This window comes from Halobellus sp. GM3 (assembly GCF_052545375.1).
Genome location: NZ_JBQWLT010000001.1, coordinates 1 through 13,177 on the forward strand (window position 1 = coordinate 1; position 13,177 = coordinate 13,177).

The 13,177-nt window shown below is 62.7% G+C and carries 13 protein-coding genes and 1 pseudogene; 8 read left to right on the forward strand and 6 right to left on the reverse strand.

The features are described from left to right. The 5 genes and pseudogenes from ACT3HL_RS00005 to ACT3HL_RS00025 all read right to left on the reverse strand — a co-directional run. Positions 1–104, reverse strand: a pseudogene (locus tag ACT3HL_RS00005) (IS6 family transposase); the annotation flags it as partial. 201 nt (positions 105–305) lie between these two features. Continuing rightward, positions 306–701 (reverse strand): OB-fold domain-containing protein, encoded by a 396-nt coding sequence (locus ACT3HL_RS00010; protein WP_445084760.1) that lies wholly within the window; start codon positions 699–701, stop codon positions 306–308. Then, positions 698–1,864, reverse strand: coding sequence for a thiolase domain-containing protein (locus tag ACT3HL_RS00015; RefSeq protein ID WP_445084761.1), 1,167 nt, complete (start codon positions 1,862–1,864; stop codon positions 698–700). The genes ACT3HL_RS00010 and ACT3HL_RS00015 overlap by 4 nt, the downstream gene beginning before the upstream one ends. A 173-nt stretch (positions 1,865–2,037) precedes the next feature. Continuing rightward, a complete protein-coding gene (locus ACT3HL_RS00020) occupies positions 2,038–3,297 on the reverse strand; it encodes an FAD-dependent monooxygenase (protein ID WP_445084762.1) in 1,260 nt (419 codons plus the stop codon). A 99-nt stretch (positions 3,298–3,396) separates the two neighbouring features. After that, positions 3,397–4,299, reverse strand: coding sequence for a VOC family protein (locus ACT3HL_RS00025; RefSeq protein WP_445084763.1), 903 nt, complete (start codon positions 4,297–4,299; stop codon positions 3,397–3,399). Between the two features lie 125 nt (positions 4,300–4,424). Between ACT3HL_RS00025 and ACT3HL_RS00030 the strand changes: the two genes are divergently transcribed. The 3 genes from ACT3HL_RS00030 to ACT3HL_RS00040 all read left to right on the forward strand — a co-directional run bounded on the left by ACT3HL_RS00030 (position 4,425) and on the right by ACT3HL_RS00040 (position 7,346). After that, on the forward strand, positions 4,425–5,792 hold the full coding sequence (locus ACT3HL_RS00030; RefSeq protein WP_445084764.1) for a CoA-binding protein: 1,368 nt from the start codon (positions 4,425–4,427) through the stop codon (positions 5,790–5,792). Beyond that, positions 5,789–6,487: an acetate--CoA ligase family protein gene (locus tag ACT3HL_RS00035; protein WP_445084765.1), complete on the forward strand. Its 699-nt coding sequence runs from the start codon at positions 5,789–5,791 to the stop codon at positions 6,485–6,487. The genes ACT3HL_RS00030 and ACT3HL_RS00035 overlap by 4 nt, the downstream gene beginning before the upstream one ends. A gap of 67 nt (positions 6,488–6,554) precedes the next feature. After that, complete coding sequence (locus ACT3HL_RS00040; RefSeq protein WP_445084766.1) at positions 6,555–7,346, forward strand: cyclase family protein; 792 nt, start codon at positions 6,555–6,557, stop codon at positions 7,344–7,346. 290 nt (positions 7,347–7,636) lie between these two features. Here the strand turns inward: ACT3HL_RS00040 and ACT3HL_RS00045 are convergent, their stop codons facing one another. Continuing rightward, entirely contained in the window at positions 7,637–8,425 is a 789-nt protein-coding gene (locus tag ACT3HL_RS00045) for an IclR family transcriptional regulator domain-containing protein (protein WP_445084767.1), read from the reverse strand. 121 nt (positions 8,426–8,546) lie between these two features. Between ACT3HL_RS00045 and ACT3HL_RS00050 the strand changes: the two genes are divergently transcribed. The 5 genes from ACT3HL_RS00050 to ACT3HL_RS00070 all read left to right on the forward strand — a co-directional run bounded on the left by ACT3HL_RS00050 (position 8,547) and on the right by ACT3HL_RS00070 (position 13,092). Beyond that, positions 8,547–9,515 (forward strand): amidohydrolase family protein, encoded by a 969-nt coding sequence (locus ACT3HL_RS00050; protein ID WP_445084768.1) that lies wholly within the window; start codon positions 8,547–8,549, stop codon positions 9,513–9,515. A 76-nt stretch (positions 9,516–9,591) separates the two neighbouring features. Further along, complete coding sequence (locus tag ACT3HL_RS00055) at positions 9,592–10,026, forward strand: VOC family protein (RefSeq protein ID WP_445084769.1); 435 nt, start codon at positions 9,592–9,594, stop codon at positions 10,024–10,026. A gap of 164 nt (positions 10,027–10,190) precedes the next feature. Continuing rightward, on the forward strand, positions 10,191–10,943 hold the full coding sequence (locus ACT3HL_RS00060) for a glucose 1-dehydrogenase (protein WP_445084770.1): 753 nt from the start codon (positions 10,191–10,193) through the stop codon (positions 10,941–10,943). 67 nt (positions 10,944–11,010) lie between these two features. Then, positions 11,011–11,910, forward strand: coding sequence for a VOC family protein (locus ACT3HL_RS00065; RefSeq protein ID WP_445084771.1), 900 nt, complete (start codon positions 11,011–11,013; stop codon positions 11,908–11,910). A 195-nt stretch (positions 11,911–12,105) separates the two neighbouring features. After that, positions 12,106–13,092 carry a dihydrodipicolinate synthase family protein gene (locus ACT3HL_RS00070; RefSeq protein ID WP_445084772.1) on the forward strand — a complete coding sequence of 329 codons (987 nt, stop codon included), beginning with the start codon at positions 12,106–12,108 and terminating at the stop codon, positions 13,090–13,092. Positions 13,093–13,177 lie beyond the last annotated feature (85 nt).

The following is a 13,177-nucleotide window of genomic DNA, read 5'->3' on the forward strand; positions in this document are numbered from 1 at the left end:
TGGAGCCGGACGGCGAACGCCCTGACGGGCGTCGCCGTCCGCTCACGCTCCCAACATTCATCTAACTCACCGTCTAAGTCCTCGTTGAGCAGGTCTGCGAGCATCTCTGGATAAGATACTCAACGACCTGCTCGTTCCTCAATCTACGCTAACTAGACAGTGCCGATTCAGAAAAAAGTTATTCAAAATTATACTATTGAGAAATCATCATTGAAATTATATCCTTACTTCGTCGGTCCACCAACCACTGAAACGTAGCTACGAGCGTTCGCCGACTGCTTCACCCAGCTAATCTGCACAGTGCCTCAGCGGTTCCGCGACGGCGGACAGAACACGACGGTTTGCTCGTCGGTCGTTCCCACGTCTCCGATGCTCAGTTCGACGGGCGTCCCCGGTTCGAGGGACTCAAACGCGCCATCGGAGAGCCGGCCGGTAATCCGAACGCCGCCGAACTCCGCGATGGCGACACCGACGGCGTCTCGGTATTCGTACCGGGGTGGCAGGACGCAAATTTCAGTGTACGTCTCGATACTCCCCTTGTCCGGGAGCGGCCGCCGATCGAAATCAGTCGCTCCGCACCGCGAACAGGCACGTCGCGGCGGCAGCCACGTATGACCGTTCGGGCAGACGAGCGCAAAAGCGTCGTTAGCAGCGATCGCCTCTAGCCACTCGCCGTGACTCGCGTGTTCGATGTCGCTCATTGCTCCACCTGGAGCACGTGAACAGTCGCGCTGGCGACTGTTCCGCCCGCGTTGTGAGCAACGCCCGTTTGTGCGTCGCTGACGACGTCGCTCCGGGGGTGATCGCCGCGGAGTAGCCGCGTCATTTCGACGAGCTGTGCCACGCCGGTCGCCCCGACAGGGTGTCCCTTCGCCTTCAGGCCGCCAGAGAGGTTCACCGGGAGATCGCCGTCCATCGTCGTTTCACCGCTCGCCGCCGCCTCGATGCCACTACCGGGCTCGTAGAATCCAAGCCCTTCGATCGCGAGCACCTCCGCGATCGTGAAGCAGTCGTGGACTTCGACTACGTCCACGTCTTCGGGCTCGACTCCCGCCTCGTCGTACGCTTCTGCGGCTGCCGTCTCGGTTGCGGGCGCCCGACACAGCGACGATCTGTCCTGCAACGCGAGCGAGTCACCGCCCTGTCCGGACCCGGAGATCACGACCGGCGCGTCCACCGAGCGGTCATCGGCGTATGCCTCGCTGACCAGGACCGCTGCCGCCGCACCGTCGGTCACGGGGCAGGAGTCATACAGCCCCAGCGGATCGGCGATCGTCGGCGCGTCAAGAACGTCTTCGACCGTGATTTCGCTCCGGAACTGCGCGTACTCATTCACGGTGGCGTTGGCGTGGTTCTTCACCGCAATGGCGGCCAGCGCATCGTGGGTCCCCCCGTACGTCTCGAAGTACGCCCGCGCCATCAGGGCGTACGCACCGGGGAACGTCAGTCCGGTCCGGCTCTCGAAGAGGTCGTCGGCGGCCATCGCGAGCGCCCCCGTGACGTGCGGCGTATCGAGCGACGTCATCTTTTCGACGCCGCCGACGAGCACTACGTCCGCCTCCCCGCTGCGGATCGCTCGCAGCGCACCCCGAATCGCCGTGCCGCCGGACGCACAGGCGTTCTCGAACCGGGTCGCCGGGGCGTCGATTCCGGCGGCGTCCGCCATCAGTGGCGCCTGATGTCCCTGACGCTCTGCGACGTCGCCGACGAAGTTCCCTAGACAGAGCTGATCGACGTCGCTCCGTGGGACCCCAGCGTCAGCTACGGCCGCTTTCGCGGCTTCTGCAAAGAGGTCTCGGCTGGTCTGGTTCGGGTGCTCGCCGAACGGCGTCAACCCTACACCAGCTATGCGAACTGGTTTCATCCAACTGGGAGTACTGGATCGAGCTAAGTATGTGTTATGGTTAGTGAACGATACCGAATCGATCATCGGACCGAAATTTGCGGACCGCTCTGGCGTGGAGCAGTCTTCGTCGAGCCGCCGCAACAGGACAGTGCTCGGAGGGGACATCCCCGTGAACGATCGCCGCGATCGAATCAGAACTTGCCGGTGGTGTGAATCGGGGGACTCTCGTGGGGGCCGAAGTGGGCCTTATCCAGCCACGCGCCGGCGCGGCCCGAAACCCGTCCGAGCTGCGCCGCCAGCCACTTCTTGGCGTTGGGCGTGAAGCGGTCACTGTAAATGTGCTCGAAGGCCTGTTTGGCGGCGCTCGTGTTCCAGTCGGCTGCCTCCTCGCGGATCCGGGCGTAGTTTTCGATGTCGCGGTCAGCGAGTTCGCGCGTCTCGGCGTTGAGCGCGCCGGCGACTGCCCACGCCGCGAGGTCCGCGTCGTGGATCCCGGAGTTCATCCCTCGGCCCCCGAACGGCGCGAGGAGATGTGCCGAATCGCCTGCCAAGAGGACGCGTTTGTCCTCGTCGATAAACCGATCGGCGGTGACGTGCTTGAACTGGTAGGTCGTCACCCACGCGATGTGGTCGGCATAGCGCTCACCCAGCGTTGCCGCGACGAATTCTCGGACGTTTTCATCGCTCGTCATCATCTCCACGTCGTCTGAAGTCCGGAGCGTGAGGTCGACGCGCCAGCCGCCTTTGAACGGGGCGATCAGGACGTTTCGTCCGTCGACGTCCGGGTGCCCGTAATGGAACGTCAGCACGGGGTCCAGTGGATCCTCCGAAATCTCGTCGACGTCGATGATCAAGAACGTGTTCGGCGACTCCGATCCCGACATACTGACTCCGATCTCCTTGCGCACGGTCGAGCCGGCACCGTCGGTGCCGATCACGTACGGGACGTTCCACGTCCGGCCGTCCCTCGTCTCGACGCGGACGCCCTCCTCGGTACTGTCGACCGTCTCGACGGGTGAATCCCAGTAAATCGGGACCGAGCGTTCCTCGAGTGCGTCGATCATATAGTCCTCGATGACGGGCTGTGGAATGCGCGTCGAATGGGGGAGGCCGTCGAGTTCGTCGGGGCTATCGGGGACCGGGAACTGTTTCGAGTACACCTCTCTCCCTTTCCAGCACGTCCGGCGTCTCGGAAGCATCAGCCCGTCCTCGACGATCCGTTCGCCCAGTCCCGGATGGGCGGCTTCGAGGATTGCGAGCGTGGACCCGTGGATGTAGTCCGCTCTCGTGCCCGGCCGTTCTCGGTCCTTCGATTCGGCTTCCAAGATCGCGACGTCGACTCCGCGCGCATCGAGCGCGAGGGCCGCACTCATACCGACCGGACCAGCACCGACGATGAGGACGGTTAACGGCTCCCCGGCGGTATCCTGATCACTACGTGTTGGCGTCATCTATTTTAGAAAATTAATCCGCATAAATTAATTCTACCGGTTCGTTCGATCGCTTCGGTAGCGATCCGCTGGAATCAGTAGCTGGATCCCTCGGTAGCGTTACTTCTGTACGAGTCCCGATCCCTCGTCAAACGATGCCGGCGGGTCAGGCCCCCACGCCGTCGTCGCTGACAGGTAGTCCTCCGCGTGGTCGGGTTCGTCGGTCTTGACGACGGCCATCTCCGCACAGAGCTCGAATCGGTTGCCGCCGGGCTCCCAGATGTACGCATAGAGGTTGTTACCAGCGTAATGGCGGCCGATACCGCGTTCGAAATCCATCCCTCGGCCGCTGACGGTGTCGAGAAACAGCTTCAGGTGGCCGATGTCGTCGAACCCCCACGCGACGTGGTGGAGGCTCGTATGATCCGGCCCGCCTTCGGGCATCTGCTTCAATGCGACGTCGTGGTGAAGGGTGTTACACCGCGCGAACGCGACCTCGAGGTCGTCCATCGGCCCGGCGATGTCGGAGACGGCCATCCCGATGGTGTCTCGAAGGAACCCGAGATCGGCGTCGATGTCCGGCGTGAAAAACTGGACGTGATCGATCGAGGACGGCGCCTGACCGGCCCGGCTGGGAAGCGAGATGTTTCCGTGGGGGTAGTCCTCGTCGGCGACGGTGACGATTTCCATCGGTACGCCCGACGGCATCTCGAAGCGTACACCGGCCTCCTGTCCGGGTTCGTCGCCGTCGACTCGCTCGGTCTCGACTCCCCGCGCCCCGAGTTCTCCTTCGTACTCGTCGACGAGGTCTGCGCTGTCGGCCCGCACGGCGAAGTGCTCGATTCCGGTGCCGCCTTCGGTCACCGCGAGCTCGAAGTTTTCCGTCAGCCCGGTCCCGAGGTACACAGTCCCGTTTTCGCGGGCCACCTCCACGAGTCCCATCGCGTCGGTGTAGAATTCGGTCGCCTCCTCGAGGTCCTCGACGTGGACGCTGGCGTGCTCTATCCGCTGCAAGTCTGCCATACTTCCCCGTTCAGCAAAAACATATAAAAATATGTCGTTGGATAGGCGCGGCTGCCGCGATGGTCCGGGACTCATAGGGGCGCGATGGGCAACTATTATACTAACAGTCTGACAATGACCGGTCGATGGCGTTGAACGCTCTCTTCAGTCCGGAGACTGTCGCCGTTATCGGCGCGTCGAAGTCCCCGGAAAAAATCGGCCACGAGGTACTGGCGAATCTCGGAGGATTCGACGGCGACGTCTTCCCCGTCAATCCGAACAGCGACGGAGAATTATTCGGACGGCCATTCCACGAATCGGTGACTGACGTACCGAAGCAGGTCGATCTGGCGCTGCTCTGTCTTCCCGCTCCGGTCACTCCGGACGTGATGGAAGACTGCGGCACGGCGGGTGTCGGAGCTGCTGTCATCTACGGCGGCGGCTTCGCCGAGGCGGGTGAGGAGGGCGAATCGCTCCAGCGGGCGGTGACCGAGATTGCCGACGAACGCGGGATTTCGATCCTCGGGCCCAACACCAGCGGCTTCCTCGTCCCTCGATCGGGACTGTACACGCACTTCGTCGACGGGACGGACCGCGTCGAGCACGGGAACGTCGCGGTCGTTGCCCAGAGCGGCGGCGTCGGGACGGCACTGGCGTTCCAAGCGGTGAGTGAGGGCCGCGGTCTCTCAGCGATGGTGGGCCTTGGTAACCGCGCGAACGTCGGCTTCAACTCCGTTATCGAGTACTTCGACGCCGACGAGGAGACCGACGCGATCGTACTCCACCTAGAGGGGACCGACGACGCCCGGGGCCTGCTAGAGGTCTGTGAGGCCGCGGACACGCCGGTCGCGGTGTACAAAGTCGGTCAAGAAGATGTCAACGACTTTGCCGCCTCCCACACCGGGGCGCTAACCGGCGACCACGAACTATACGTGGGAGGGTTCCGCCAGCACGGCATCGCTACGGCCTCGTCGACGACACGCCTTCTGGATGTGGGGGTCACGCTTGCGAAAGCTGGGCCTATCGATGGGCCGAACGTGGGCGTCGTCACCGCGCAGGCGGGACCGGGGATCATCGCTGCCGACCGATTGAAGGCCGCTGGTGCGGAGCTGCCATCGTTCGACGACGCGACCTCGGAATCCATCGACGCGATTCTACCGGGCATCACCTTTTCGGGAAATCCTGTTGACACGGGTCGACCGATGCCGGAATTCAGCGACGTCGTCGCCCACGTCGCCAGCGACGACGCGATCGACGTCGTCCTCGTCTATCAGGTATACGAGCCCGCCGTCGGATTCCACGCCGACGCCCTCTCATCACTCCCCGAGGAGACTGGAACGCCGGTACTGTTCGCGACCAACGGCCCCGAGGACGAGATCCGCGAGGACCTCTCGGAGCTCGAATCGGTCGGGATACCCGCCTTCCCCTCGGTCGAGCGCGGGGCCGACGCGGCGGCGGCAGCGATCGAATACGCTGCGCGACAACGCGTCGTCGGGGAGGGGAACGACCGATGACTGACGATCCCATCGTCGCGGCGCTTGCGGCAGGTCGCACGACGCTGACCGAACCCGAATCCAAGCGTCTTCTCGAGGCATACGGGGTCGATGTCCCGGATTTCGAGGTTGTGTCCTCCGCGTCGACCGCGGCCGAGGCCGCCGAGCGCATCGGCGGGCCGGTGGTGGCCAAACTCTCGACATCCAGCGTGGCTCACAAAAGCGAATGGGGCGGTGGAATCGGCGTCCAGACCGGTATCGACACGCCCGACGCGGCGGCGTCAGCTGCGAGTGCGATCCTCGAGGAGGCGGACGAGCAAGGCGTCGACGCGTCAGTCCTGATCGAAGAGAGCGCCGACCTCGACGCTGGCACGGAGATCATCGTTGGCGGGTCGAGGAATCCCTCGTTCGGTCCCAGCGTACTCGTCGGGCTCGGGGGCGTCTTCGCGGAGATATACGAGGATACGGCCCACCGACTCGCCCCGTTGTCTCCGGCGACCGCGCGTGACGCCATCGACGAACTCCGGGCGGCGCCGCTACTCGAGGGATACCGCGGCCGCCCGCCTGCGGACGTCGGGGCGCTGGCCGATGTCGTCACCGCAGTCGGTGACCTCCTCGAAAACCGCGAAGAGATCGCCGAGATCGACGTGAACCCGGTTTTTGTCTCTCCAGCGGGTGCGCGTGCGCTGGACGCGCACATCGTCTTGCACGGCTAGGGCCAGCCGTCCCCTCTCGGAAAACCCGCCGATAGTATCAAGGCGTTCCTCGTCGAGGACTCACGTGATGTTTCCGACGGACGCTCGTCTCATCGACCTGAGTATTGGAATCGAGCCCGACTCCGAGAGCGAACCGTGGCCCCCATCGATCGACTACGACGACCACCAGACGGGGGCACAGAATATCTCGGAGAAACTGCGCGAGATGGGCTATGACGTCTCCGCGATGGACTTCCCGGACGGGATCGCCTTGGCGGACGAAGCGATCGAGACGATGACGCACACGGGCACGCACGTCGACGCGCCGTGGCACTTCGGGCCGACTGTCGACGGCGAACCGGCCCCCACGATCGACGAGCTCCCGCTGGAGTGGTTCGTGGGGGAAGCGGTGGTTCTCGACTTCACGTGGAAGGAGGCCGGCAGCGAGATCGCCGCCGCGGAGGTCGAAGCACAGCTCGAAGAGCTGGATCACGAGCTCGGTGAGGGCGAAATTGTCCTCATCGAGACGGGTGCGGACGAACTCTGGGGAACGCCTGAGTACCTCACTGACTTTCCGGGAATGGGGTCCGAAGCCACCGAGTATATCCTCGATCGGGGCGTGACGGTCATCGGAACCGACGCCTACGGCTTCGACAAACCCTTCGAATCGATGGCGGAACGGTTCGTCGAAAGCGGTGACAGCAGCGAGCTCTGGCCCGCTCACTTCGTCGGCCGCGAACGGGAGTACACCCACATCGAGAAAATGGCTAACTTCGACGAGCTTCCGCGGCGTACGGGCGTCCCGATCGTCACGTTCCCCGTCAAGATCGCCGGCGGGAGCGCTGGCTGGGCTCGCCCGGTCGCCTTCGTCGAAGACTGACCCTGACTGCCGAATCCGCCCTTCGCTGCTCACAACACCGATAGCGGTCAGTCCCGCTGAGAGAGCACAGTCGTCTGTCCCGAGCGTTTCGAGCCCCGACGGGTTTGTATATGACAAATACGTGTGCGAAATGATATCTGTCCTCAAACAATCTATTACAACTATAACGCTGTAATCCCTGTACGAAGTGCGGGACTCGATGAGAGCGTGGAGCTGCGAATACGGCGTGCAGAATGCGAGTTCTCGATGAGCCGCTTCAGACGCGTTCGTCTATTGTAATATACGAACATTCACAACATCGGATTCGAATGGATCTCCATTTCGATGTTGTTCGCCGATCGGATGACCGACCGAGGAAGCTCCTCGCGGAACAGCCTGTCTTTCCAGTAGTTAGCCGGCCCGGAGATACTGATCGCGCCCTCGATGCTGCCGTCGTCACGCGTGATCGGCGCTCCCACCGCCCGGTGTCCCTTTGTCACCTCCTCGTCGTTCAGCGCGAACCCCTGCTCTCTCACCTCTTCGAGTTCCTCCATCAGCGATCCGATATCGGTGATCGTGTGAGACGTGTACTTCGGAAGACCGATCTCCTCGATTATGGCCCGGACCTCCGGTTCGGGGAGATGGGCCAGGATCGCCTTCCCCGCGGCAGTGCAGTGGATCGTCGTCTCGATCTGTTCGATCTTCCGTATGTGAAACTCCTTGCCAATGGCGTTCTGAGCGACCGCCTCGTGGAGGATGATGAGGCCGCGACCGGAGATCGTACTCAGGTGAGCGATCGAATCGTGTTCATACGCCAGCTTCTCCAGATGTTCTTTGCCCACGCGAAGCAGGTCCGTCTGCACCCGCACCTTGTTGCCGATCGGAATGAACTCCAGTCCCAGTCGGTACCGACCGTCATTCCGATCGATCAAATTGTTCGATTCGAGGGTCGCGAGGTACGTATGGACCGTTCCCGGGGTGAGGTCGATCGCCTCTGCGATCTCCGAGAGTCTCGCTTCGTCGTTCTCCCGCAGGTACTCGATGATCCGACACGCCCGATCGACGGTCTTTAGCTGGCGAACGTCCGTTTCCCGGTTCATTTTGGGTACCTTTCGCACGCAGTAGCAAAAATCTTTGTACTATACAAATCCTTCAGGGTAATATGTGTTGGACCGCGGGCACCGGTAGTTCGATAATCCCCCGGAGCGTACGGCGATCCGGATGTCACAACCGATCGTAGATTTCGGCGCGCATTATCACCCAGAACAGCCCGGGCCGATGCGGCCGATCCACGACTTCATCGACGACGCGGACGGGAATCCGATCTGCAGCGACACGGACACGATCAAACAGCGGTATCGGGCGGCTGGCGTCGACTATGCGGTCCTCTCGCAACCCTTCTATATGGGATCGGAAGACGCGGCGACCGCCGCCGCCGCGAACGATGCGCTGTTCGAGATCGTCGACGCCCACGAGCCGTTCCTCGGGTTGGCGAGTCTTCCCACCGCCGCCGGCGGTGAGGCTGCCGCAGCCGAATTCGAGCGAGCGCTGGAGATGGGCTATCACGGCGGTGCCCTCGAGACAACTTCGGACGGGATCGGCCTTCTGGATGAGACAGTCGAGCCGATGCTCGAGGTTGCAGACCGAACCGGCGCGCCGATTCTCGTCCACCCGAAGCTCCACGACTCGCTCGGCGAGCCCGTCCTCGATGACGCGTGGCAGCTCAACGCGATCTTCGGTCGCGAGGCCGCGCTCGCATCTAGCATCTGCAAAGTCATTCACGAGGGTGTCTACGATCGGTATCCCAACCTGACCCTCGTCTTTCACCACACCGGCGGTAATCTCTCGAGTATGCTCCCCCGCGTACGTCTGCAACTCGACGAGGGTCGGTGGCCGGGTCTGGACGGACTCAAGTCCCCCGCCGAGTTCGAGGCGCAGTTCGCCGAGCGAGTCTACTTGGATAGCTCCGGATACTTCGGCGAACGAGCGCCGATACGGCGGACCCTCGAGACGCTCCCGGCATCGAACTTCCTCTTTGCGACTGACTTCCCGTACGAGACGAGAGCGGAGTCCACCTTCCGCAAGTTCGTCGACGCCGTCAGCGACGTCTGTTCACCGCCCGACGTCGAGAAGGTCCTGGGTGGTAACGCGCTCGAGATCCTCGTCAACGGGCCTAATACCGAAACATAAATTACACGTCATCGAGTTGCGTAAAGCGTGGTCGTCGAACTGACGACCTGCAAGTGACCCCAATCCAACGAGACCTATGACACTGACAGCACACCACCAAGGAGTGAATGTATCGGATATCGACACCGCTCTCGAGTTCTACCGCGACACGCTCGGGTTCGAGGTCGATATGCGCATCCCGATGAGCGACGTTCAGAGCGACATCGTCGGCGTCGAGGGCATCGAGGGCGAACTGGCTTTCGTCGACACCGGCGAATTCAAAATCGAACTGATCTCGTACGCCAGCCCCGACAACGAGAACGTCCACGAGCAGTCCTCCGGCGTCGATATCGGCGTCACACACCTGTGTTTCGAGGTCGACGATCTCCAAGCGGAATACGACGAACTCCGATCCGGCGTCGAGTTCGTCAACGAGCCGCAGACCGTCGAGAACGGCGCCGAAATCGTCTACGGGCGCGACCCCGACGGGAACTTCATCGAATTCATCGAGCTTCCCGAAGGGATGGAGTAGCTCCCGACTATCCTGCCCCGCGAGCCGCCGATTCCGGGGCTCTGATCGCGGTCGATTACTCCGGCTTCGATCGTTCGGATCCGTCGGTTCGGGGGCCGATTTCGCGTCCGCTCGGCACGAACCGCTCGGGAAAAGCTTTAGTCGGGATACCGAGACCGACGCGTATGGTCGAACTTTCCGAGAGTACCGTCGTGGTCACGGGTGCCGCGTCGGGTATCGGACGAGAGATGGTGTCGGCGTTCGCGGCCGAGGGCGCATCGGTCGTCGCCGTCGACATCGACGAGGCTGTCACGGACATTCGAATTGAAACGCACGACGCCGGCGACGTGCTGGGTGTGGTCGGGGACGTGTCCGACGCTGATCGCGTGGACGAAATACTCCAGCGGACTGTCGACGCGTTCGCGACGGTCGATGTGCTCTGCAACAACGCCGGCGTCCTCGACGACTTCACGCCCGCGGGGGAGACCTCCGAGGAGCTCTGGGAGACCGTACTCGGTGTGAACCTCACCGGGGTGTTCCTGATGACGAGAGCGGCACTGCCGCACCTCCGTGACGGCGACGGCGAGGGTGTGGTGATCAACACGGCCTCCGTCGCGGCGAAGGCGGCCGGGGGTGGCGGTGCCGCGTACACGTCCTCGAAGCACGGTGTCCTCGGCTTCACGAAACAGCTCTCGCACGATTACGGACCCGAGATCCGCGCGAACGCTATCTGTCCCGGATTCGTCGACACCGCGATGACGGCCGAACAGTTCGAAGGCGCGCCCGAACGGGTCCAGCGCATCGTCGGTGACACTCCGGCGGGGCGAGCAGGAGATCCCGAGGAGGTCGCACGCGTCGCGACGTTTCTCGCCAGCTCTGAGGCGTCGTTTGTCCACGGGGCCGACATCAACGTCGACGGCGGCATCTCGGTCGACTGAACCCACCCGGCAGTGAGTGACCAGTGGATCGGTATGTTTAAATATATTTAATCGACATTCGAGATGTATGACGGACGTATCCAAAGCCGAGCATGCGAAGTTGCTCGTCGACGATCTCGACGAGGCGTACGAGTTCTATACCGGGGTTATGGACCTGAAGGAAATCGATCGGCGGGACGGCGTCGTCTACCTCGGTTGCGGCTACGACGAGAACTACGATCTGGCCATCGAGGAGGGCGGGACCGGTATTGAGCACTTCTCGATCCGCGTCGAGGACTCCGAGACGCTGGCGGAGTACGAGAGCCGGATGGAGGAAAACGGCGTCGACGTTCGACGAGAGGGCGCGGACGAACCCAACGTCGAGGAGTCGGTCCGCTTCGAGCTCCCGAGCGGTCACACGATGGAACTGGTACTCGTCGCCGACAACGAGTACTGGCACTCCGCGGACGCGCGGGTCCCGAACTCGGGTACTGTCCCTAAGGACCTCGACCACCACAACGTCTACTCCAGCGACATCGAGGCTGACGTGGAGTTCCTCGAAGAGAACCTCGATTTCAAGATCTCCGACGTCGTCGAGAACGAGGACGGCGACACGATGCTGGCGTTCACCCGGTACGGGGACTTTCACCACGACCTCGGTCTCATCCGTGCGATGGAGCCCGGCGTGACGCTGAACCACATCGGGTGGCAGGCAGACAACGTCGACCATATGACGCGCTTCATCGACAACATCGGTCAAGCCGGTGTTCGACTCGAGATCGGCATCAGCCGGCACAACATCGGCAACAACGTGTTCGCCTACTTCTGGGAGCCGGGCGGAAACCGCTTCGAGATCAGTACGGAGATGGCGACACTCAACGATAACTCTCCGACGGACTACCACACGATCACCGGGTTCATGGGTCAGGAGGACCTCTCGGCGTGGGGCGGTATCGACATCCCCGAATCCATCACCGACGGTTCGTAAGCGGCCGATCCGACGCGCGATTCGTCCATTCCGATTTCGGTTTCCCCTCGAGAGACCGATAGCCACGACACCGGGATTCCGTTCTGCGGTCCCGCGCTGACTAGGGGCACGGTATCGCGTTCAGTGTAGAGGGATAGCGGACCCGCCGGACGCTGATGGGATATATTTATATACGTTGTTGCTAAATTCGCAGGTATGCCTTCACAGCGGTTGACATACGAGGACGTCCGGGGAGTGTACTCGATAATGCCGACACCGGCCGTCGAAGACGCGACGGACCCGGAGACGACGTACTCGCTGAATCTCGAGGAGTCCCGACGCGGGGCGAAAGCGCTCGCCCGTGACGGTGTGGATGCGATCATGATCAACGGAACGTTCGGAGAGGGCGCAACCCTCACCGACGAGGAGTGGCGGATGTTCACTCAGGCGGTCGTCGACGCCGTCGACGGCGAGGTGCCGGTGCTGGCCGGTCCGACGACGCTGAACACCCGGAAAACGATCGACCGCGCGGAGTTCGCCCGTGACGTCGGTGCGGATGGGTTGCTGCTCGGCCGACCGATGTGGTGTAAACTGTCTGCGGAAGCCACCCTTGAGTTCTACCGAGACGTTGCCGAGTCCGTCCCCGAGCTGGGTATCGTCCTGTATTACAACCCAACGGCGTTCAAAAACGAGTTCGACCTCGACCTGTGGGAGCGGCTCGCAGAGATCCCGCAGATCGTGGGGACGAAGTACATCACCTTGGATGAGGACTACCCGAAGATATTCGAGCGAGTGAAAGGGAAGATGCGGGTGATGACGCTCGAACACAAGTGGGTGGAGGCCTACCAGCAGCTGCCGGAGCACGCCACCGCGTTCTGGTGCGGGAGCGCCTCCTGTGATCCTGCCCCCGCAGTCGCACTTCGGGAGGCCGTCTTTTCGGGTGATATGGACGCTGCAGAAGAGATCACCGATCGCCTCGCGGAGGCGAACTGGCCGATGATTCCCGAGGGCGATATGCGGACCTTCCGAACCTACAACATCCCGCTCCAGAAGGCCCGGATGAGCGAGGCGGGGTACATCGCCGCCGGACCGGCTCGGCCCCCGTATCACGTGGTTCCCGAAGCGTACGAGGAGGGCGCTCGCGAAGCGGGGCGACGGTGGAAGAAGCTTGCCGGAGAAATCGAGAACGGTGAGGTCCCCTGACCGAGCGCGGGGACTCCCGAGGCGCGCACCCGGGCCAGTGACTGACTCCCGAGGTACGCCGGCGGAACCACGGCACAAGCGATTT